The 20,094-nt window shown below is 54.4% G+C and carries 20 protein-coding genes and 6 tRNA genes; 13 read left to right on the plus strand and 13 right to left on the minus strand.

The annotated features are described in order from the left end of the window. Positions 1 to 154: 154 nt before the first annotated feature. Positions 155 to 230 (minus strand) — tRNA-Ala (locus tag ACQG22_RS16775). A 41-nt stretch (positions 231 to 271) separates the two neighbouring features. Next, positions 272 to 347, minus strand: a tRNA-Ala gene (locus ACQG22_RS16780). Between the two features lie 217 nt (positions 348 to 564). Between ACQG22_RS16780 and ACQG22_RS16785 the strand changes: the two genes are divergently transcribed. Together ACQG22_RS16785 and ACQG22_RS16790 are read left to right on the plus strand one after the other, a co-directional pair. Continuing rightward, the gene (locus tag ACQG22_RS16785; RefSeq protein WP_020690601.1) at positions 565 to 927 is read left to right on the plus strand and encodes a YfeC-like transcriptional regulator; all 363 of its coding nucleotides are present in this window, start codon (positions 565 to 567) and stop codon (positions 925 to 927) included. Position 928: 1 nt separating this feature from the next. Then, positions 929 to 1,324, plus strand: a complete 396-nt coding sequence (locus ACQG22_RS16790; protein ID WP_013098190.1) for a YfeC-like transcriptional regulator — start codon at positions 929 to 931, stop codon at positions 1,322 to 1,324. A gap of 43 nt (positions 1,325 to 1,367) precedes the next feature. Here the strand turns inward: ACQG22_RS16790 and gltX are convergent, their stop codons facing one another. After that, on the minus strand, positions 1,368 to 2,783 hold the full coding sequence (gltX, locus tag ACQG22_RS16795; protein ID WP_038420306.1) for a glutamate--tRNA ligase: 1,416 nt from the start codon (positions 2,781 to 2,783) through the stop codon (positions 1,368 to 1,370). Positions 2,784 to 3,041: 258 nt separating this feature from the next. Here gltX and ACQG22_RS16800 point away from each other — a divergent pair. The 5 genes from ACQG22_RS16800 (at position 3,042) to ACQG22_RS16820 (ending at position 3,942) form a co-directional block, all read left to right on the plus strand. Then, positions 3,042 to 3,117: transfer RNA gene (locus ACQG22_RS16800), tRNA-Val, on the plus strand. Positions 3,118 to 3,159: 42 nt separating this feature from the next. Beyond that, positions 3,160 to 3,235: transfer RNA gene (locus ACQG22_RS16805), tRNA-Val, on the plus strand. 29 nt (positions 3,236 to 3,264) lie between these two features. Then, positions 3,265 to 3,340, plus strand: a tRNA-Val gene (locus tag ACQG22_RS16810). 4 nt (positions 3,341 to 3,344) lie between these two features. Then, a tRNA-Lys gene (locus ACQG22_RS16815) sits at positions 3,345 to 3,420 on the plus strand. A 180-nt stretch (positions 3,421 to 3,600) separates the two neighbouring features. Beyond that, positions 3,601 to 3,942, plus strand: a complete 342-nt coding sequence (locus tag ACQG22_RS16820; protein WP_013098192.1) for a FlxA-like family protein — start codon at positions 3,601 to 3,603, stop codon at positions 3,940 to 3,942. Here ACQG22_RS16820 and ACQG22_RS16825 read toward each other — a convergent pair. Continuing rightward, positions 3,939 to 4,874 (minus strand): LysR family transcriptional regulator, encoded by a 936-nt coding sequence (locus ACQG22_RS16825; RefSeq protein WP_013098193.1) that lies wholly within the window; start codon positions 4,872 to 4,874, stop codon positions 3,939 to 3,941. The two genes, ACQG22_RS16820 and ACQG22_RS16825, sit on opposite strands and share 4 nt — an antisense overlap. 89 nt (positions 4,875 to 4,963) lie before the next feature. Between ACQG22_RS16825 and ACQG22_RS16830 the strand changes: the two genes are divergently transcribed. Then, positions 4,964 to 5,959 carry a bile acid:sodium symporter family protein gene (locus ACQG22_RS16830; RefSeq protein WP_029883927.1) on the plus strand — a complete coding sequence of 332 codons (996 nt, stop codon included), beginning with the start codon at positions 4,964 to 4,966 and terminating at the stop codon, positions 5,957 to 5,959. On the opposite strand, the gene ACQG22_RS16835 is transcribed toward ACQG22_RS16830, so the two are convergent. From ACQG22_RS16835 to zipA, 3 genes are all read right to left on the minus strand, one after another. Then, positions 5,956 to 6,171 (minus strand): DUF3820 family protein, encoded by a 216-nt coding sequence (locus ACQG22_RS16835; RefSeq protein ID WP_003861328.1) that lies wholly within the window; start codon positions 6,169 to 6,171, stop codon positions 5,956 to 5,958. The two genes, ACQG22_RS16830 and ACQG22_RS16835, sit on opposite strands and share 4 nt — an antisense overlap. 1 nt (position 6,172) lies before the next feature. Further along, on the minus strand, positions 6,173 to 8,188 hold the full coding sequence (gene ligA, locus ACQG22_RS16840; protein WP_102752242.1) for an NAD-dependent DNA ligase LigA: 2,016 nt from the start codon (positions 8,186 to 8,188) through the stop codon (positions 6,173 to 6,175). A gap of 69 nt (positions 8,189 to 8,257) precedes the next feature. After that, on the minus strand, positions 8,258 to 9,244 hold the full coding sequence (zipA, locus tag ACQG22_RS16845) for a cell division protein ZipA (protein ID WP_023622070.1): 987 nt from the start codon (positions 9,242 to 9,244) through the stop codon (positions 8,258 to 8,260). A 230-nt stretch (positions 9,245 to 9,474) separates the two neighbouring features. Between zipA and cysZ the strand changes: the two genes are divergently transcribed. From cysZ to crr, 5 genes are all read left to right on the plus strand, one after another. Further along, positions 9,475 to 10,236, plus strand: coding sequence for a sulfate transporter CysZ (gene cysZ, locus ACQG22_RS16850; protein WP_013098197.1), 762 nt, complete (start codon positions 9,475 to 9,477; stop codon positions 10,234 to 10,236). A gap of 163 nt (positions 10,237 to 10,399) precedes the next feature. Further along, positions 10,400 to 11,371: a cysteine synthase A gene (gene cysK / locus ACQG22_RS16855; protein ID WP_013098198.1), complete on the plus strand. Its 972-nt coding sequence runs from the start codon at positions 10,400 to 10,402 to the stop codon at positions 11,369 to 11,371. A 317-nt stretch (positions 11,372 to 11,688) separates the two neighbouring features. After that, the gene (gene ptsH, locus ACQG22_RS16860; RefSeq protein ID WP_000487600.1) at positions 11,689 to 11,946 is read left to right on the plus strand and encodes a phosphocarrier protein Hpr; all 258 of its coding nucleotides are present in this window, start codon (positions 11,689 to 11,691) and stop codon (positions 11,944 to 11,946) included. Positions 11,947 to 11,990: 44 nt separating this feature from the next. Then, positions 11,991 to 13,718 (plus strand): phosphoenolpyruvate-protein phosphotransferase PtsI, encoded by a 1,728-nt coding sequence (gene ptsI / locus ACQG22_RS16865; RefSeq protein ID WP_013098199.1) that lies wholly within the window; start codon positions 11,991 to 11,993, stop codon positions 13,716 to 13,718. A 40-nt stretch (positions 13,719 to 13,758) separates the two neighbouring features. Then, complete coding sequence (crr, locus tag ACQG22_RS16870; protein ID WP_003861316.1) at positions 13,759 to 14,268, plus strand: PTS glucose transporter subunit IIA; 510 nt, start codon at positions 13,759 to 13,761, stop codon at positions 14,266 to 14,268. Between the two features lie 44 nt (positions 14,269 to 14,312). Here crr and pdxK read toward each other — a convergent pair whose 3' ends face one another. The 6 genes from pdxK to ACQG22_RS16900 form a co-directional block, all read right to left on the minus strand. Beyond that, on the minus strand, positions 14,313 to 15,149 hold the full coding sequence (gene pdxK / locus ACQG22_RS16875; RefSeq protein ID WP_048972563.1) for a pyridoxine/pyridoxal/pyridoxamine kinase: 837 nt from the start codon (positions 15,147 to 15,149) through the stop codon (positions 14,313 to 14,315). Positions 15,150 to 15,154: 5 nt separating this feature from the next. After that, entirely contained in the window at positions 15,155 to 16,066 is a 912-nt protein-coding gene (cysM, locus tag ACQG22_RS16880) for a cysteine synthase CysM (RefSeq protein ID WP_013098201.1), read from the minus strand. Between the two features lie 118 nt (positions 16,067 to 16,184). After that, positions 16,185 to 17,279: a sulfate/thiosulfate ABC transporter ATP-binding protein CysA gene (gene cysA, locus ACQG22_RS16885; RefSeq protein ID WP_013098202.1), complete on the minus strand. Its 1,095-nt coding sequence runs from the start codon at positions 17,277 to 17,279 to the stop codon at positions 16,185 to 16,187. Further along, positions 17,269 to 18,144: a sulfate/thiosulfate ABC transporter permease CysW gene (gene cysW / locus ACQG22_RS16890; RefSeq protein ID WP_369706726.1), complete on the minus strand. Its 876-nt coding sequence runs from the start codon at positions 18,142 to 18,144 to the stop codon at positions 17,269 to 17,271. Before cysW ends, cysA begins: the two co-directional genes overlap by 11 nt. Continuing rightward, positions 18,144 to 18,977 carry a sulfate/thiosulfate ABC transporter permease CysT gene (gene cysT / locus ACQG22_RS16895; protein WP_369706727.1) on the minus strand — a complete coding sequence of 278 codons (834 nt, stop codon included), beginning with the start codon at positions 18,975 to 18,977 and terminating at the stop codon, positions 18,144 to 18,146. The genes cysW and cysT overlap by 1 nt, the downstream gene beginning before the upstream one ends. Beyond that, positions 18,977 to 19,990 (minus strand): sulfate ABC transporter substrate-binding protein, encoded by a 1,014-nt coding sequence (locus tag ACQG22_RS16900; protein ID WP_369706728.1) that lies wholly within the window; start codon positions 19,988 to 19,990, stop codon positions 18,977 to 18,979. The genes cysT and ACQG22_RS16900 overlap by 1 nt, the downstream gene beginning before the upstream one ends. Positions 19,991 to 20,094 lie beyond the last annotated feature (104 nt).

The following is a 20,094-nucleotide window of genomic DNA, read 5'->3' on the forward strand; positions in this document are numbered from 1 at the left end:
ATTGCTCGAATCAAGTTGAAGTCCATTTATAGACTCGTTTATTGATTTGGATTGAGGCGAGGTATAGGAACGCTGCTAATTTGGCAACAAAAGAGGGTGAAGGTCGTTACAAAGACATAAAAAAACCCCCGTCTTTCGACGAGGGTTCAAATTTTGGTGGAGCTAAGCGGGATCGAACCGCTGACCTCTTGCATGCCATGCAAGCGCTCTCCCAGCTGAGCTATAGCCCCACATGTTACTTTACTTACCCTACTCTGTTGGGTTCAGAGTTTGGTGGAGCTAAGCGGGATCGAACCGCTGACCTCTTGCATGCCATGCAAGCGCTCTCCCAGCTGAGCTATAGCCCCATCGTAAAGCTGTCATGTTGACGGGCGGCATAATATGAATTCCGCTGCGGAGTGTCAACGGCAAAATCATTCACTGCCGTTCAATCGCCGAAAAATCATGCAAATGAACCACTTTGCGAGCCGCCTCGCAGTCAGGAGTTAAGCCTGTCACGTTTTCACCTAAAACGGTGCTATAAAATGAACCGTTAATTGACCCCACAAATATTCAGGAAATTGTATGATCAAGGAACGAATGACGCCAGAAGAGTTAGCCCTCCTCACTGGCTATAGCCGCCAGACCATCAATAAATGGGTACGCAAAGAGGGTTGGATTACATCGCCAAAACCGGGAGTTCAGGGCGGGAAAGCGCGCCTGGTACATGTGAACGAGAAAGTGCGTGACTTTATCCGCAGCGCGCGCCGGGCAACGGAAACCGCAGATATGCCGGAAAATGCGTTGCAAAACGGTTCTCTGCACACATTACTTCTGACGCTGGCGAATGAAATGACGCCGGAAGAGCAAAAGCAGATGACATCGCTGTTACTGCGGGAAGGGATTACCGGATTGTTGCAACGTTTAGGGATTCGCGACCATAACTGATATGAAAAGATTACGCAGCAAAATGACCACGGAAGAGCTGGCGAACAGCCTGGGTGTTGCCCGGCAAACCGTTAACCGCTGGATTCGTCAGCAGGGCTGGAAAACCGAAGGGATCAATGGCGTGAAAGGGGGACGAGCGCGGCTGATCCATATTGATGCTCGGGTGAAGGAGCATATCATGAACCTCCCGGCCATTCGCAACCGTCAGGCGGTTTACCACCTGGCAGAAGCAACGATGCCCTATGGCGATCCTGCGTCGTCGAATCTGCTCGTGCAGATTGTCGACACGCTTGAAAACATGACGCAGCTGGAACAGGAACGACTGCACGTGTTGCTAAAACGCGAAGGCATCAGCGGTTTTCTTACGCGCCTGGGTATTGCTGAATTACACGCATAAAAAAACGGCAGGTTACCCTGCCGTTTTTGCTTCTCAGGCTGTTTTACTGCTGGTTTTCACGTTCAGCAATAAATCCCAGAGCCTTGTTAATGCGCGCCACGCTGCGAGACTTACCGATCGCGTGAACGGTAACATCCAGCGCCGGAGACTGACCCGCACCGGTCACCGCTACGCGCAGTGGCATACCTACTTTACCCATACCGACTTCCAGTTCGTCAGCGGTAGCCTGAATCGCATGATGCACATTCTCTGCGGTCCACTCAGTGAGGGCCGCCAGTTTGTCACGTACCACTTCCAGCGGCTGACGCGCAACAGGACGCAGATGTTTCTTCGCGGCATCCGCATCGAACTCATCAAACTCTTCATAGAAATAGCGGCAGCTTTCGGCGATCTCTTTCAGCGTCTTGCAACGCTCGCCGAGCAGTTTCACCAGGTCCGCCAGCTCAGGGCCAGTACGGGTATCAATATTGGCCTGCTCAATGTGCCACTGCAGGTAAGTCGCCACATATTCCGGCGGCATGGTATTGATGTAGTGGTGGTTCAGCCACAGCAGCTTGTCAGTGTTGAACGCACTGGCGGATTTGCTCACAGAGTTCAGAGAGAACAGATCGATCATCTCTTCGCGGCTGAAAATTTCCTGATCGCCATGAGCCCAGCCCAGACGCACCAGGTAGTTCAGCAGCGCTTCCGGCAGATAGCCGTCGTCGCGATACTGCATAACGCTGACCGCACCGTGACGTTTAGACAGCTTTTTACCGTCGTCACCGTTGATCATTGAAACGTGCGCATAGACCGGAACAGGGGCATTTAACGCTTTCAGGATGTTGATCTGGCGCGGGGTGTTATTGATATGGTCTTCGCCACGGATAACGTGGGTGATTTCCATGTCCCAGTCGTCAACCACCACGCAGAAGTTATAGGTTGGAGAACCGTCGGTACGGCGGATGATCAGATCGTCCAGCTCCTGGTTGCTGAATTCGATTGGGCCACGGATCTGGTCGTCAAAAATAACAGAGCCGTCCTGTGGGTTAGCAAAACGCACCACGCAAGGTTCATCAGCGGCATGCTCGCTGTGGTCATGGCGGCAGCGGCCGTCGTAACGCGGCTTTTCGCCGTTCGCCATCTGCTCTTCACGTAGCGCATCCAGGCGCTCTTTAGAGCAATAGCATTTGTATGCCGTACCCGCGACCAGCATCTCGTCAATTACCGCGTTATAACGGTCAAAACGTTTGGTCTGGAAGTAAGGACCTTCATCCCACTGCAGATTCAGCCAGTTCATCCCATCCATAATGGCTTCAATTGCTTCCGGCGTGGAGCGCTCGAGATCGGTGTCTTCAATACGCAGCACGAACTCACCTTTGTTGTGGCGTGCAAAAAGCCAGGAATAGAGAGCAGTACGTGCACCACCGACGTGCAGGTAGCCTGTCGGGCTGGGCGCGAAGCGAGTTTTGATTTTCATGAAATGGCCTTACGTTATAAAGATGCCGGCAATCGGCAAATCCTGGGGAAAAAACGATGGGCAATATTCTATCACTGTGCGGCGATTCCTCAATGTCGATCCCTTTATCGTGACCGAGTTTGCTGTTTTTGTTTAGAAATCATGCGCCACAGCCCATTTCACGATCGTTTTGTTTAATTTTACGACGAACGAATAAAAACTTTAGAAAATGCGTTGACTCATTTTCAACTCTCCCTATAATGCGACTCCACACAGCGGGGGTGATTAGCTCAGTTGGTAGAGCATCTCCTTTACACGGAGGGGGTCGGCGGTTCGAGCCCGTCATCACCCACCATCTACTTCACGTAGACTCGCAGTGTAGATAAGAATTGAGATTGGGCGATTAGCTCAGTTGGTAGAGCATCTCCTTTACACGGAGGGGGTCGGCGGTTCGAGCCCGTCATCGCCCACCATTCTCACCTTATCGCAGCAGTTCCGAAATGGGCGATTAGCTCAGTTGGTAGAGCATCTCCTTTACACGGAGGGGGTCGGCGGTTCGAGCCCGTCATCGCCCACCATTTCGGGTCGTTAGCTCAGTTGGTAGAGCAGTTGACTTTTAATCAATTGGTCGCAGGTTCGAATCCTGCACGACCCACCAATGTAAAAAAGCGCCCTAAAGGCGCTTTTTTGCTATCTGCGATATGGACGGTTCGAATCTTTTGCACAGAAACTTCCTGTAGCCGCTCCAGCCAGCCTAACGCCCTGCCAGATATAGCAGTTTTCCTCAAGCTCCCACCATCGGTGCCGATATCTCTGTTTTATGGTAAGAGGAAAGACTATGACGACCATTCAGACATCAACCCACCCTATTCAAACCAGTAACAGTGGTGGGAGTGCTTCCAGTGGCAACGATATTGCTGCCCAAATCAGCCGCATTACGGAGCAAATCACCAAACTGACTCAACAGCTAAAAGAGCTGCCAGAGAGTGCCGGCAGCCCGGAAGAGAAGAAAAAACAGCAGGAGCTCATTCAGGCACAGCTTAAAGTGCTGCAGACACAGCTTGCACAACTATTGCGCCAGCAGGCGGAAGAGGCCCAGAAGAAACAAGACCAGAAGCAGGGCAAAGTGGAAGGGGTAAACAACCCATCAGATGTCAATCAGATCGATATTTACATCTAATCATCTGCAGCATTAAACAGTGGGTCGCGTATGCGGGCTTCGGTTAACCGTTGCGCCTGGATACGCACCACTTCCCAGATAGCCTGTGCCGCCCCCGAAAGAGAACGATTTTTTCGTCGAACCAGCATCAGCTTTCTGTCAACCACCGGGGTCAACCGTCTTACAGCCAGCCGGCTCCCCTGTGGCAACGGCAGCGCCAGGGCAGGCAATACGCTGATCCCAATGCCTGCCTCAACCATAGGAAACAGCGTAGCCGGGTGACCAATCTCCTGCACGATGGTTGCTTTTACCCCCTGAGCATTCAGCGCGGAGTCAATCAATGGACGGCTGCCCGATGCATAATCCTGTAATACCAGTTTCGCGCCCTGCAGCGTCTGCCAGCTGACATGAGGCAGCATTGCCAGCGGATCGTCGTCCCGACAGAGCAGCAAAAAAGGCTCAGAAAGCACAATCTCACACTCCAGGTCACTCACCTGGCCGGGATCGATGACGATGCCAAAATCCACATCGCCCTGGCGGATGCTCTCCAGCACCCACTGTTGCGGCCTGTCGTGCAGCACAAAATCGATATCCGGATAGCGCTGGTTACCCTCAGCAATACACTGCGGAATAAGATGCGCCGAAATCGTCTGGCTTGCTGCCACCCGTACGGTGCCAGAAAGCTGCTGCCCCAGTCTCCCGACATCCCTGAGCGTGCTGTTCAGTTCATCCAGTAACCGCTCCAGTCGCAGTGCCAGCTGCTGTCCGGCTTCGGTTAATACCACTTCACGCGTGGTGCGGTCGAGTAGACGCACACCTGTCTGGAGTTCTAGTTCTTTCACACTGTGGCTGACGGCCGACTGGCTCAGGCCAATGATCTCCCCTGCCCGGCTGAAGCTGCGGGCATGGGCCACGGTGACAAAAACGCGAAGCTGACGTAAGGAATAATTCATCTGTTTAATTCATGAATAGATGCAATAAATCAATTTTATTTCTCAAAGGGAACAAAGCACAATAGCGACATCTGTTTTCAGGAGTCATTATGAAACTATTTCGTATTCTTGATCCGTTTACACTTACCCTGGTCGTCACCGTTTTACTGGCCTCCTTCTTCCCCGCACGCGGCGGTTTTGTGCCATTCTTTGAAGGACTCACTACCGCGGCCATCGCGCTGCTGTTCTTTATGCACGGCGCCAAACTCTCCCGCGAAGCCATTATCGCAGGGGGAAGCCACTGGCGACTGCACCTGTGGGTCATGTGCAGCACCTTTATTCTTTTCCCAATACTCGGCGTGCTGTTTGCGTGGTGGGCTCCGGTCAATGTTGACCCGGCGCTCTATACCGGTTTCCTCTACCTCTGTATTTTGCCAGCCACCGTCCAGTCCGCGATTGCCTTTACTTCGCTGGCAGGCGGCAACGTCGCGGCCGCTGTCTGCTCGGCATCGGCATCAAGCCTGTTAGGGATTTTCGTCTCGCCGCTGCTGGTTGGCCTGCTGATGAATATGCACGGTGCAGGCGGTAATCTGGAGCAGGTCGGGAAAATCTGTCTGCAGCTGCTTCTGCCATTTGTCCTTGGTCATCTTTCTCGTCCGTGGACGGGGGCGTTTGTGGCGAAGCACAAGAAATGGATCTCAAAAACCGATCAGACGTCGATCCTGCTGGTGGTTTACTCCGCCTTCAGCGAAGCCGTGGTGAATGGTATCTGGCATAAGGTGGGCGCAGGCTCGCTGCTGTTTATCGTAGTGGTCAGTATCGTCCTGCTGGCGATTGTCATTGCGGTAAACGTCTTTGTGGCACGCAAGTGCGGCTTCAACAAAGCAGACGAAATCACCATTGTGTTCTGCGGCTCGAAGAAGAGCCTGGCAAACGGCATCCCGATGGCCAACATTCTGTTCCCGACCTCAGTGATTGGGATGATGGTACTGCCGCTGATGATTTTCCATCAGATCCAGCTGATGGTCTGTGCAGTACTGGCGCGTCGTTACAAGCGTCAGACGGAAAAACTGGCGCAGGAAGAGACCCGCGCCGCGAAGGCTTAAGGACGTTTCAGGGGCTGAACCAGCTGGGTCAGCCCCTCGGTTTTAATCAGTAGCGTGATGGCCATCAGCTCACCCAGTCGTCCCGCCGGGAATTCATCCTTTCGGGCAAACCACAGAAGGTACTCTTCCGGCAAATCAATCAGCCTGCGGCCCTTATATTTACCGAACGGCATCTCTGTATTGGCGATCTCGACGAGCTGCTCTTTTTCCACGTTACTCTCCCAGCAGACGCATCATTTCTGCTTCATCGATTACCTCAATCCCGAGCTCCTGCGCTTTTGCAAGCTTGGAACCGGCGGCTTCCCCGGCGATCACCAGATCCGTTTTCTTCGACACGCTGCCCGCCACTTTTGCCCCCAGCGCCACCAGACGCGCCTTCACATCATCCCGTGAAAGCTGGCTGAGACTGCCGGTCAGTACTACCGTTTTACCGGCAAACGGGCTGTCGATCTCTTCGGCATTGACGACGACCGGCGCAGGCCATTTAATGCCCTGCTCCAGCAGTTTGCCGATGACGTCGCGGTTGCTCTCTTCGGCAAAGAAGTTAAAGACGTGCGTGGCCACCACAATGCCGACATCAGGCACTTTTTGCAGCTCCTCGATGCTCGCTTTCTCCAGCGCGTCCAGCGTGCCAAAGTACGCCGCCAGACCTGCAGCGGTGGCTTCACCCACCTCACGAATACCAAGCGCATAGAGGAAACGGGCAAACGTGGTCTCTTTGGCGGCTTCCAGCGCATTCACCACATTCTGAGCCGACTTCGGCCCCATGCGGTCAAGACCGGTCAGCTTACCCGCCGTCAGTTTGAAAAGATCCGCAGGCGTATGGACATACTCTTTCTCAACCAGTTGGTCGATAATTTTGTCGCCCATGCCGTCAACGTCCATTGCCCGTCGGGAAACGAAATGCTTGAGTGACTCTTTACGCTGCGCGCCACAGATTAATCCCCCGGTACAGCGAGCCACCGCTTCGCCTTCCACACGCTCTACGTCTGAGCCACATACCGGGCAATGCGTCGGAAACACGATGGCGCGCGTATCATCAGGGCGCTCTGACTGCACCACGTTGACGACCTGCGGGATCACATCTCCCGCCCGGCGAATCACCACTTTGTCACCAATACGCAGGCCAAGACGATCGATTTCATCCGCGTTATGCAGCGTGGCGTTGCTCACCAGCACACCGGCCACGTGAACCGGCTCCAGACGTGCAACCGGCGTGATGGCTCCGGTACGGCCCACCTGGAACTCCACATCGCGAACAAAGGTCATCTGCTCCTGGGCCGGGAATTTAAACGCCACAGCCCAGCGCGGTGCTCGCGCCACAAAGCCTAGCTGCTCCTGAAGCGCAAGCGAGTTAACCTTGATCACCACACCATCGATATCAAAACCGAGCGTCGGGCGGTCTTCTTCAACCTTGCGATAAAACGCAAGAACCGCCTCCGGTGAGTCGCAAAGCTGCACGCGGTTGCTGACCGGCAAGCCCCACGCTTTAAACTGCAGCAAACGCCCGAGGTGGGTGTCCGGCAGCTCCCCTCCTTCCAGAATACCGACGCCATAGCAGAAGAAAGTAAGCGGTCGCTTCGCGGTAATGCGCGGGTCCAGCTGGCGTAAAGAGCCTGCCGCCGCGTTGCGCGGGTTCGCAAACACCTTCCCACCGGTGCGACGCGCCTCTTCGTTGATTTTCTCGAAACCCGCCTGCGGCAGGAAAACTTCACCGCGCACTTCCAGACGAGCAGGAATATTGTCGCCGTGCAACTTCAGCGGGATCGCGCGGATGGTACGCACGTTGGTGGTGATGTCTTCCCCGGTAGTGCCATCACCGCGCGTTGCGGCACGGACCAGCACGCCGTTTTCGTAGAGGATACTGACGGCCAGGCCATCCAGCTTCAGCTCACAGCACCAGGTCAGGGCGTCGCTGCTTTTGAGTCGATCCTGCACACGCTTATTAAAGGCGAGGAAGCTTTCTTCATCGAAGACGTTATCCAGAGAGAGCATCGGCACTTCATGACGTACCTGGCTGAACGCACCTAGCGGTTCAGCGCCGACACGTTGGGTTGGCGAGTCCGGGGTGATCAACTCCGGGTGCTGCGCCTCTAAATCGCGCAGTTCACGCATCAGGCGATCGTACTCCGCATCCGGCACTTCCGGTGCGTCCATCACATGATAAAGATATTCATGATGGCGAAGCGTGGTTCGCAGTTCAGTGATTTGTTGTTCGATTGAGTCCATATCGCACCATCAATGAGAAAAAACCCCCGACAGGCGGGGGTTGAGGAGGAGTTGAAGAAAACGCGTCGATTACGCGTTGGCTTCCTTAACTTCGCGGATGCGGTCCTGATACTCGCGCAGTTTCTGCGGCGTCATCATGCGACGCTGGTCGTCGAGTACCACACCACCCACTTCGTCAGCGATGTGCTGAGCGGACTGCAGCATCAGCTTAAAGTTTTGCAGTTCGTCACCGTAAGATGGAACCTGCATAAAGATCGTCACGCCCGGCGTTACGAAATCGCCCGTCATTTCAGGGTCGAAGGTGCCAGGGTTAACCATGTTGGCCAGGCTAAACAACGCCGGGCCGCTACCGTCCGGGCTCAGGTGGCGATGGAAAATATTCATGTCGCCAAACTTGAAGCCAGCCTGTTGAATACTGTTAAGCAGCACGTCACCGTTCAGATGGCTGCCGTGATGGGCGGCCACGTTCATGATGATCACCGCTTCTTTACGCTGCGGTTTTTCAACAACCGGTTCTGGCTCTACAACGGGCTCTGGCTCAACCTGCGGTGCCGGGGCTGGCTGTGGTGCAGGCTGCGCCTGAACAGGCTGTTGCGGCGGTTGCTGTACCGGCTGAGCAGGCTGCGGTTGTACAGGCTGCTGCACGGGTTGCTGTGGAACCGGCTGCGGCGCAGCTGGCTGCTGTTGAACAGGCTGCTGCGGCGGCTGACGCACCGGCTCTTCCACAGGCTGCGGCGCAGGCTGGCGCGGCTGTGCAGAAGCATACGGCGGTTGATACTGGTGCTGCGCAGTACGGGGGGCTTCATGCTCCCCATGAGCCGCGCCGGGCGCAGTATTGACCCGATGAACACGAACTTCACCCACGCCATCGTCATCGCGATCGTCGATGTCATATTCACTGTCATCGTCGTCACGACTGGACTTCATGCGCTTCAGTGGGCGATCGCGAAACATAGAAGAACGCTCTTTACGGCTGGTCCAGAAACCATGTACCAGTAAAGCGATTATGGCGATCGCGCCAACAATGATTAATATCAGACGCAAATCCTGCATCATTATATTCTCTGTTGTTCTAACACCTTGCCACCACGGCAAACATTTACTCACTAAGAGTATTTGCCGTTTACGTCAAGTGCAAGTGTGTGCAGAGCATTCACAGCATAAAGATGAACTAAATCGTGCTTTTTGCTGTTTTTTCGAACATTTCCGAACTGGTCATTGGTCCGTAACTGGATAATATAGGCGGGCAATTCTACTGGTTGTGAAAAAAGGAGTACAGCCTGGTTATGGTTTCAACATCTTCTTCTCCCCCACGCAGCGGCGTCTGGTATTTTTCTCAGGGCTGGAAACTGGTCTCCCTGCCGGGTATTCGACGTTTCGTCATTCTGCCCTTGCTGATCAACATTATTCTTATGGGCGGCGCCTTCTGGTGGCTTTTCACGAAGCTTGAAAGCTGGGTCCCGGCCATGATGAGTTATGTACCTGACTGGCTGCAGTGGCTGAGCTATCTGCTGTGGCCACTCGCGGTGATTTCTGTGCTGTTGGTGTTCGGCTATTTCTTCTCAACGATTGCCAACTGGATTGCGGCGCCGTTTAACGGCCTGCTAGCGGAACAGCTCGAAGCCCGTCTGACAGGTGCCACGCCACCGGACACGGGCGTACTGGGGATCATGAAAGATATTCCGCGCATCATGAAGCGCGAATGGCAAAAATTCGCCTGGTATCTCCCCCGTGCAATTGTACTGCTTCTCCTTTATCTGGTGCCCGGTATCGGCCAGACGGTGGCCCCGGTGCTGTGGTTCCTGTTCAGCGCCTGGATGCTGGCTATTCAGTACTGCGACTACCCGTTTGATAACCACAAGGTGCCCTTTAAAGAGATGCGTACCGCGCTGCGCACGCAGAAAGTGGCCAATATGCAGTTTGGCGCGCTTACCAGCCTGTTCACCTTGATCCCCTTCCTTAATCTTTTCATCATGCCCGTTGCGGTGTGCGGCGCAACGGCAATGTGGGTCGACTGCTACCGTGCTAAGCACGCGTTATGGAAGTAATGCAAAAATGTGTAAACAAGGGATGGCTTATGCTATCCCTTATTCCATACTGATCCCCATTATTTCCTTGCAGTATATAGATATGCGAATTCCTTACTTCCCCCTACCTGCTTAGCAGGTATGCTGGGTCGGTATCCCAATTTCATACAGTTAAGGACAGGCCATGAGTAAGATTTATGAAGACAACTCGCTGACTATCGGTCATACGCCCCTGGTTCGACTGAACCGTATCGGTAATGGACGCATTCTGGCGAAGGTCGAATCCCGCAACCCGAGCTTCAGCGTAAAATGCCGTATCGGTGCAAATATGATTTGGGATGCCGAAAAACGTGGCGTGCTCAAGCCAGGCGTTGAGCTGGTGGAGCCTACCAGCGGCAACACCGGTATTGCGCTGGCCTATGTGGCTGCGGCGCGTGGCTATAAGCTGACGCTGACCATGCCTGAAACCATGAGCATCGAACGCCGCAAGCTGCTCAAAGCGCTGGGCGCAAACCTGGTGTTGACCGAAGGCGCGAAAGGCATGAAAGGTGCCATTCAGAAAGCCGAAGAGATTGTTGCCAGCGATCCGGCGAAATACCTGCTGCTTCAGCAGTTCAGCAACCCGGCAAACCCGGAAATCCACGAGAAAACCACTGGGCCTGAAATCTGGGAAGATACCGATGGCCAGGTTGATGTGTTTATCTCCGGCGTGGGTACCGGCGGTACGCTGACCGGTGTGTCACGCTATATTAAAGGCACGAAAGGTAAAAAAGACCTGATCACCGTGGCCGTTGAGCCGACCGACTCGCCGGTTATCACCCAGGCGCTGGCGGGTGAAGAGCTCAAGCCGGGCCCGCACAAGATTCAGGGTATCGGCGCAGGCTTTATTCCGGGTAACCTGGATCTGAAGCTTATCGATAAAGTCGTCACGATCACGAACGAAGAAGCCATCTCGACGGCACGCCGCCTGATGGATGAAGAAGGTATTCTGGCCGGTATCTCTTCCGGCGCGGCCGTTGCGGCGGCGCTCAAACTTCAGGAAGATGAGTCCTTTACCAACAAGAATATTGTGGTTATCCTACCTTCGTCAGGTGAGCGTTACTTAAGCACTGCACTGTTTGCCGATCTGTTTACCGAGAAAGAACTGCAACAGTAATGCCAGCATGTTAATAACGCGTAAAAAAGCACCTTTTTAGGTGCTTTTTTGTGGCCTGCTTCAAAGTTTTACCCCTCCTGGCATTGATTCACCCCGTTGGGTCTGGTATTTAAACCAGCAATTATTTTGATGCGTGAAATTAATCAGCGAACGAAATACCCTTGCTGAATCGATTTTATGATTTGGTTCAAGTCTTGCTTTCGCTGCATAATGTTTAATGACGATCGAAACGTCAGCGCTAACAATACAGGCTAAAGTTCAGTCGCCAGGCTAGACTTTAGTTCCACAACACTAAACCTATAAGTTGGGGAAATACAATGTTCCAGCAAGAAGTTACCATTACCGCTCCGAACGGTCTGCACACCCGCCCTGCTGCTCAGTTTGTTAAAGAAGCGAAAGGCTTCACTTCTGAAATCACTGTGACTTCCAACGGCAAAAGCGCTAGCGCAAAAAGCCTGTTCAAACTGCAGACTCTGGGCCTGACTCAGGGCACCGTTGTCACTATCTCTGCTGAAGGTGAAGACGAGCAGAAAGCAGTTGAGCATCTGGTAAAACTGATGGCTGAGCTCGAGTAAGTTTCCGGGTTCTTTTAAATATCAGTCACAAGTAAGGTAGGGTTATGATTTCAGGCATTTTAGCATCCCCGGGTATCGCTTTCGGCAAAGCATTGCTGCTGAAAGAAGACGAGATCGTCATCGACCGGAAAAAAATTTCTGCCGACAAGGTTGATCAGGAAGTTGAACGTTTTCTGAGCGGTCGTGCCAAGGCATCTGCGCAACTGGAAGCAATCAAAACTAAAGCTGGCGAAACTTTCGGTGAAGAAAAAGAAGCTATCTTCGAAGGGCACATCATGCTGCTCGAAGATGAGGAGCTGGAGCAGGAAATCATAGCCCTGATTAAAGATAAAGGCATGACGGCCGACGCGGCTGCGCATGAAGTTATCGAAGGTCAGGCATCTGCCCTGGAAGAGCTGGACGATGAATACCTGAAAGAGCGTGCGGCTGACGTACGTGACATCGGTAAACGCTTGCTGCGCAACATTCTGGGTCTGGCCATCATCGATCTGAGCGCGATTCAGGACGAAGTGATCCTGGTTGCCGCTGACCTGACCCCGTCAGAAACCGCACAGCTGAACCTGAACAAGGTGCTGGGTTTCATCACCGACGCCGGTGGCCGTACCTCCCACACCTCAATCATGGCGCGTTCTCTGGAACTGCCTGCCATCGTGGGTACCGGTAACGTCACCACTCAGGTGAAAAACGACGACTATCTGATTCTGGATGCCGTAAACAACGTGGTTTACGTCAACCCAACTAACGATGTGATCGAGCAACTGCGTACCGTTCAGGAGCAGGTTGCCACCGAGAAAGCGGAACTCGCTAAACTGAAAGACCTGCCAGCCATCACGCTGGACGGCCATCAGGTAGAAGTGTGCGCTAACATCGGTACCGTACGCGACGTCGATGGCGCTGAGCGCAATGGCGCGGAAGGTGTGGGTCTGTATCGTACTGAATTCCTGTTCATGGACCGTGACGCCCTGCCAACTGAAGAAGAGCAGTTTGCGGCGTACAAAGCGGTGGCTGAAGCCTGTGGCTCTCAGGCCGTTATCGTCCGTACCATGGACATCGGTGGCGACAAAGAGCTGCCGTACATGAACTTCCCGAAAGAAGAGAACCCATTCCTGGGCTGGCGTGCAGTGCGTATCGCCATGGATCGTAAAGAGATCCTGCGTGACCAGGTGCGTGCGATTCTGCGTGCCTCTGCTTTCGGTAAGCTGCGCATTATGTTCCCGATGATCATCTCTGTTGAAGAAGTGCGTGCACTGAAGAAAGAGATCGAGATCTACAAACAGGAACTGCGTGACGAAGGTAAAGCATTTGACGAGTCAATTGAGATCGGCGTAATGGTGGAAACACCAGCAGCCGCGACCATTGCGCGTCATTTAGCCAAAGAAGTTGATTTCTTTAGTATCGGCACCAATGATTTAACGCAGTACACCCTGGCAGTTGACCGTGGTAATGATATGATTTCACATCTCTACCAGCCAATGTCACCGTCCGTACTGAACTTGATCAAGCAAGTTATTGATGCTTCTCATGCAGAAGGTAAATGGACTGGCATGTGTGGTGAGCTTGCAGGCGACGAACGTGCTACACTTCTGTTGCTGGGTATGGGTCTGGACGAATTCTCTATGAGCGCCATTTCCATCCCGCGCATTAAGAAGATTATCCGTAACACGAACTTCGAAGATGCGAAGGTGTTAGCAGAGCAGGCTCTTGCTCAACCGACAACGGACGAGTTAATGACGCTGGTTAACAAGTTCATTGAAGAAAAAACAATCTGCTAATCCACGAGATGCGGCCCAAATTACTGCTTAGGAGAAGATCATGGGTTTGTTCGATAAACTGAAATCTCTGGTTTCTGATGATAAGAAAGACTCCGGAACTATTGAGATTGTTGCTCCGCTCTCCGGCGAGATCGTCAACATCGAAGACGTGCCGGATGTAGTGTTTGCTGAGAAAATCGTTGGTGATGGCATTGCTATCAAACCAACTGGCAACAAAATGGTTGCTCCAGTTGACGGCACCATCGGTAAAATTTTTGAAACCAACCATGCGTTCTCTATCGAATCTGATAGCGGTATCGAACTGTTCGTTCACTTCGGTATCGACACCGTTGAACTGAAAGGCGAAGGCTTCAAACGTATCGCAGAAGAAGGCCAGCGTGTTAAAGTTGGCGACCCGGTGATTGAATTCGATCTGCCACTGCTGGAAGAAAAAGCCAAGTCTACCCTGACGCCGGTTGTTATCTCCAACATGGACGAAATCAAAGAGCTGATCAAACTGTCTGGCAGCGTCACCGTGGGTGAAACCCCGGTTATCCGCATCAAGAAGTAATTCTTGCCGCACAGAAAAATGGCGCCTTCGGGCGCCATTTTTGTTTATGCGGGGAGGATAAGCTCGTCGTAACCTTTCGACTGCGTATAGATCATGACGTCAGTCACCCGATCGCCTGCCATGCGTATGGCGTCAGCAACGGTTTTCCCCCCCACGATACCGCTGACCAGTTCTGAACAGAACAGATCGCCCGTTCCTTTCAGATCGGTCTCGACGCGCGGGTGGGCGCTTACGGTAACGCCCTCTTTACTCACCAGCACGACGTGAATATTCTGCGGGTCGTCGGCCACTGGCGCACTGGTTATCGCCACCCATTTCAGCGTATCGGAAAGCAGCCCCTGCGCGGCGGCGATGGCGCTCTCTGGCGTGCGGCACGGTTTACCGCTTAACACTTCCAGTTCGAATACGTTGGGCGTAATGCCCTGCGCCAGCGGCAGCAGATGCTCACGATACGCCTCAGGAATATCAGGTTTAACGTACATACCGCTGTCGATATCCCCGATCACCGGGTCAACCAGCACCAGCAGCTCCGGGTGTTGCACTTTGATCGTCTTCAGCCACTGCGCCAGCAGAACAATCTGGCTGGCGCTGCCCATGTAGCCCGTGGTGACCGCCTTAAGCTCGCGCAGGATCTCGCGCTCTTCCAGCGCCTTCAGGTAGCCGCTGAACCACTCATCGGGGATCACCCCGCCGTAAAAGGTGTCATAGTGCGGCGTGTTGCTGAACAGCACCGTCGGCACGGCGGTCACGTTAAGCCGGTGGGTACGAATATTGGGTACCGCAATGCTGTTCCCCACGCTGCCGTACACCACCTGCGACTGCACCGCGACAATATCGGTTTGCTGCGCCCGGGTCTTATCCCGGAATAAAATCATCTCCATGACGCTTAAATCCCCGCCCCCTGCGAATAACTCTCTTCGCCAAAGACGCCGGTAGACAGATAACGATCGCCGCGGTCGCAGATAATCGCCACCACCACTGCACCAGGGTTCTCCTGCGCCACACGCATCGCGCCTGCTACCGCGCCACCCGAACTGACCCCGCAGAAGATGCCTTCGCGTACCGCCAGCTCGCGCATGGTATTTTCCGCCTCGCGCTGATGAATATCCAGCACCTGATCCACCAGCTGAGCATTAAAAATGCCCGGCATGTATTCCGCAGGCCAGCGACGAATACCCGGAATGCTGCTCCCCTCTTCCGGCTGCAGGCCGACAATGGCGACCGGTTTTTCCTGCTCGCGCAGAAAACGCGACACGCCGGTGATGGTGCCGGTGGTGCCCATGCTGGAGACAAAATGGGTGATACGCCCGTCGGTTTGCTGCCAGATTTCCGGGCCAGTGGTTGTGTAGTGGGCGTAGGGATTATCCGGATTATTGAATTGATCCAGCAGTTTGCCTTCACCGCGCTCAGCCATCGCCAGCGCCAGGTCGCGCGCCCCTTCCATCCCCTGCTCTTTGGTCACCAGTATCAGTTCAGCACCGTAAGCCCGCATCGCGGCGCGGCGCTCCTGACTCATGTTGTCCGGCATCAGCAGCTTCATGCGGTAGCCTTTCAGCGCGGCAATCATCGCCAGCGCAATGCCGGTATTCCCGCTGGTGGCCTCAATGAGCACGTCGCCTGGCTTAATTTCACCGCGCTTCTCAGCCTGGACAATCATCGACAGCGCCGCGCGGTCTTTGACTGACCCCGCCGGGTTATTGCCTTCGAGTTTGACCCAGATTTCGCTGCCGTTGTCAGGCCCCATGCGCTGAAGCTTGACCAGTGGAGTGTTGCCGATGGTGTGTTCGAGTGTATTCACGATTTTTACTCAATAAAAAAGCCGGGTGGCGCTTCGCTTACCCGGCCTACAAGACGCAGTTTTAGCTGTAGGCCCGGTCAGCGCAGCGCCACCGGGCGATAAACATCCTAATAACCTATCAGGCTGACTCCGCCAGAGCAATATCCTCGCGCGTCTCGATGCGCTGGTTACCGTGATAAATACGGGCATGCTGCAGCCCCACAAACAGGCGTTCACCCCGGTGTGGCGCCTCTTCATCGCGCATTACCACCGTCAGCGGCTCGGTATACCAGCCCAGCGGTTGTACCACCATTTGTGTGTAGTGACCTTTAGGGCTAGCTTCCAGTACCTGCACCGGAAGCGGTGAATCCAGGCTGGTACGACGGCTGACATCCACTTCCCACGGGCGCAGGAACAGATCCACCGGCCCCTGATGGGCAGGCGTGTATCCCAGCGGCCAGCGGTGTGCCCCGACGTGGAATTGTCCGCCGCGTACGGTGCCCTGCAGACGGTTAACTTCGCCCATAAATTCCAGGACAAAACGGGTGGCAGGTTCACGCCAGAGCTGCTCTGGCTCGTCCACCTGTTCGATGTTCCCCTGGCTCATGACCACCACGCGGTCCGCGACTTCCATCGCCTCTTCCTGGTCGTGGGTGACGAAGACGCTGGTGAACTTCAGCTCTTCATGCAGCTGACGCAGCCAGCGGCGCAGCTCTTTACGCACCTGCGCATCCAGCGCCCCAAACGGCTCATCAAGCAGCAGTATTTGTGGCTCCACGGCCAGCGCGCGCGCCAGTGCGACACGCTGTTTCTGGCCGCCCGAAAGCTGCGCCGGGAAACGGTCAGCCAGGTGGGCCAGCTGCACCATTTCCAGCAGTTTGGTCACTTTCGCTTTGATGGTAGCCGCATCCGGGCGTTCGCGACGCGGCAGCACGGTCAGGCCAAACGCAATGTTGTCGAACACCGTCATGTGGCGAAACAGCGCGTAATGCTGGAACACGAAGCCGACTTTACGATCGCGGGCATGCAGGCGGCTCACGTCGGTGCCGTGAAAACGGATATGTCCGCTGGTCTGATGTTCAAGACCGGCGATGATACGCAGCAGCGTGGTTTTACCCGAGCCAGACGGCCCCAGCAGCGCCACCATTTGTCCGGAAGGGATATCCAGCGAGATATCATTCAGCACCTGGGTGCGACCAAAAGACTTCTTAATATTGGCAATCTCAATGCTCATGATTTCCCTCCTGATGCTGACGTTTTTCCTGATTTTCTAAACGCCACTGCACCACACTCTTCAAAAACAGGGTCAAAATAGCCATCAGCGTCAGCAACGCTGCGGCGGTAAAGGAGCCGATGGTGTTGTAGTCCTGCTGCAGCAGTTCAATCTGTAACGGCAGCGACAGGGTTTCACCTCGAATGGAACCGGATACAACCGACACCGCCCCAAACTCGCCAATTGCGCGGGCGTTGGTCAGCACCACCCCATAGAGCAGTGCCCAGCGAATATTCGGCAGCGTGACGCGGCGGAACATCTGCCAGCCTGACGCGCCCAGCAGCACAGCCGCTTCGTCTTCGTTGTTCCCCTGGCTTAACATCACCGGTACCAGTTCGCGTACCACAAACGGACAGGTTACAAAGATAGTCACCAGCACCATACCCGGCCAGGCAAACATCACCTGCAGGTTGTGCTCATCCAGCCAGCCACCGAGCGGGCCGTTAGAGCCGTAAAAGAGCAGGTAAACCAGACCCGCCACCACCGGTGAGACGGCGAACGGGATATCCAGCAGCGTCAGCAGCATCTGACGCCCCGGGAAGGTAAAGCGCGTCACCAGCCAGGCCAGCAGCGTACCGAATACCAGGTTGACCGGCACGGTGATCAGCGCAATCAGCACCGTCAGCCAAATGGCGTGCAGCATATCCGGGTCCGCCAGGTTTTCCAGCGCGGGCATAATCCCTTTGCTGAACGCCTGCACGAAAATATAGATTGTCGGTACCACGAGGATGAGAGCAGAAACCAGCACGCCCGTACCAATCAAAAACCATTTACCCCAGTTGATGCGGGGCGCATCGTATCGCTTCAATTGAGTAACTTCCGCCATCAGTGACCTACCACACGTCGACCAAAGCGACTTTGCAGAGTGTTGATTGTGTAGAGCAGCAGCAACGATGCGGCAAGAATGACCGAGGCAATGGCGCTCGCTGCCGGGTAATCAAACTCCTGCAAACGGATAAAAATCATCAGCGACGTCACTTCCGTTTTCCACGCAATATTACCGGCGATAAAAATGACCGCACCGAACTCGCCGAGGCTACGGGTAAACGACAGCGCCACTCCCGCCATCAGCGCAGGCGAAAGCTCAGGCAGGACAACTTTACGGAAGCTCTGCCAGCGTGTAGCCCCCAGCGTTTCTGCCGCCTCTTCATATTCCGGGCCTAACTCTTCCAGCACCGGCTGTACGGTACGCACCACGAACGGAATGCTGGTAAAGGCCATCGCCACCGCGATACCGAGCCAGGTATAGGTCACTTTGATGTCAAACTTCGCCAGCCACTCGCCGTACAGACCGTTTACAGAGAAAAGTGACGCCAGCGTTAAACCGGCAACGGCCGTCGGCAGTGCGAACGGTAAATCCATCAACGCGTCGAGCAGCGTGCGGCCCGGAAAACGATAGCGGGTTAAAATCCACGCCATCAGCAGGCCAAACACGCCGTTAAAAAGCGAGGCCAGAAACGCCGACAGCAGCGTCACTTTATAGGCCGCAACGACCTGTGGGTTGGTGACCACTTCCCAGTACTGGGACCAGCTCATCTGCGCAAGCTGCATCACCAGCGCGCTGAGCGGCAACAACAAAATCAGGCAGACGAACAGCAGGCTGGTTCCGAGGCTTAAGGTAAACCCCGGCAGCACGCGTTTAGTCGAGAGGGCAAACATTACTTACGCCCCGCCGCCAGCAATTTGTCTAATTCACCGCCGCTGGCAAAATGCGTTTTCATCACCTCAGGCCAGGAGCCGAAATGATCCTCCACGCGGAACAGCGCGGTCTGGGGGAATTTATCTTTCAGTTTGTTCATCACGTCAGGGTTGTTCACGCGATAGTAGTAATCGGTAATGATGGTCTGCGCCTGTGGGCTGTACAGGTAGTTGAGATAGGCTTTTGCCGCTTTCTCAGTGCCGTTTGCCTGCACGTTTTTATCCACCCGCGCCACCGGGAACTCGGCCAGGATGTTGGTTTTCGGGATAACGACTTCAAAGCCCTGCGCTTCATACTGTTTGCGGATGTTATTCACTTCCGATTCAAAGCTAATCAGCACATCGCCCAGACCGCGTTCTGCGAAAGTCGTGGTTGCTCCGCGACCGCCGGTATCAAACACTTCGACGTTTTTCAGGAACTGGGTCATGAACTGCTCGGTTTTGGCTTTATCGTTACCGTCTGCTTTGTCCGCTGCACCCCACGCCGCCAGCCAGGTATAACGCGCATTACCGGAAGTTTTAGGGTTCGGGAAAATCAGCTTTACGTCAGAACGAACCAGATCGCTCCAGTCGTGGATATTCTTCGGATTGCCTTTACGCACCAGGAAGCCCATGGTGGAGTAGAACGGCGAGCTGTTGTTTGGTAAACGGCTCTGCCAGTCGGCCGGGATGAGCTTGCCTTTGTCATGCAGGATCTGCACATCGGTCACCTGGTTATAGGTCACCACGTCCGCTTTCAGCCCCTGGAGGATCGCCAGCGCCTGTTTGGACGAACCGGCGTGAGACTGTTTAATGGTCAGCTTGTCGCCGTTATTGTCTTTCGCCCACTGCTGCTCAAACGGCGGGTTAAGGGCGGCAAACAGCTCGCGGGAGACGTCATATGAACTGTTCAGCAGCTCAGTCGCCTGCGCCTGTGCCACCAGCAGTAAACCTGCCAGTGCCAGGGATCCTTTTTTCAGTACAGTAACGGCCATTGCGCACCCTTATAAATGTGATGACTATCTTATTGTCATAATATTTATAACGAGGTCGAAAGGAGTAACGGTTTTATATACCGTTTGGTGATTTACAAGCAGAA

The sequence above is a fragment of the Enterobacter cloacae complex sp. 309I3 genome (assembly GCF_050031595.1).
In the GTDB taxonomy this organism is placed as follows: Bacteria; Pseudomonadota; Gammaproteobacteria; order Enterobacterales; family Enterobacteriaceae; genus Enterobacter; species Enterobacter cloacae.

Bases quoted from the DNA above. Each gene is read 5' to 3' on its own strand.
- ACQG22_RS16785 (WP_020690601.1), top strand. From the start codon at position 565: ATGATCAAGGAACGAATGACGCCAGAAGAGTTAGCCCTCCTCACTGGC.
- ACQG22_RS16790 (WP_013098190.1), top strand. From the start codon at position 929: ATGAAAAGATTACGCAGCAAAATGACCACGGAAGAGCTGGCGAACAGC.
- gltX (WP_038420306.1), bottom strand. From the start codon at position 2,783: ATGAAAATCAAAACTCGCTTCGCGCCCAGCCCGACAGGCTACCTGCAC.
- ACQG22_RS16820 (WP_013098192.1), top strand. From the start codon at position 3,601: ATGACGACCATTCAGACATCAACCCACCCTATTCAAACCAGTAACAGT.
- ACQG22_RS16825 (WP_013098193.1), bottom strand. From the start codon at position 4,874: ATGAATTATTCCTTACGTCAGCTTCGCGTTTTTGTCACCGTGGCCCAT.
- ACQG22_RS16830 (WP_029883927.1), top strand. From the start codon at position 4,964: ATGAAACTATTTCGTATTCTTGATCCGTTTACACTTACCCTGGTCGTC.
- ligA (WP_102752242.1), bottom strand. From the start codon at position 8,188: ATGGACTCAATCGAACAACAAATCACTGAACTGCGAACCACGCTTCGC.
- zipA (WP_023622070.1), bottom strand. From the start codon at position 9,244: ATGATGCAGGATTTGCGTCTGATATTAATCATTGTTGGCGCGATCGCC.
- cysZ (WP_013098197.1), top strand. From the start codon at position 9,475: ATGGTTTCAACATCTTCTTCTCCCCCACGCAGCGGCGTCTGGTATTTT.
- cysK (WP_013098198.1), top strand. From the start codon at position 10,400: ATGAGTAAGATTTATGAAGACAACTCGCTGACTATCGGTCATACGCCC.
- ptsH (WP_000487600.1), top strand. From the start codon at position 11,689: ATGTTCCAGCAAGAAGTTACCATTACCGCTCCGAACGGTCTGCACACC.
- ptsI (WP_013098199.1), top strand. From the start codon at position 11,991: ATGATTTCAGGCATTTTAGCATCCCCGGGTATCGCTTTCGGCAAAGCA.
- crr (WP_003861316.1), top strand. From the start codon at position 13,759: ATGGGTTTGTTCGATAAACTGAAATCTCTGGTTTCTGATGATAAGAAA.
- pdxK (WP_048972563.1), bottom strand. From the start codon at position 15,149: ATGGAGATGATTTTATTCCGGGATAAGACCCGGGCGCAGCAAACCGAT.
- cysA (WP_013098202.1), bottom strand. From the start codon at position 17,279: ATGAGCATTGAGATTGCCAATATTAAGAAGTCTTTTGGTCGCACCCAG.
- cysW (WP_369706726.1), bottom strand. From the start codon at position 18,144: ATGGCGGAAGTTACTCAATTGAAGCGATACGATGCGCCCCGCATCAAC.
- cysT (WP_369706727.1), bottom strand. From the start codon at position 18,977: ATGTTTGCCCTCTCGACTAAACGCGTGCTGCCGGGGTTTACCTTAAGC.
- ACQG22_RS16900 (WP_369706728.1), bottom strand. From the start codon at position 19,990: ATGGCCGTTACTGTACTGAAAAAAGGATCCCTGGCACTGGCAGGTTTA.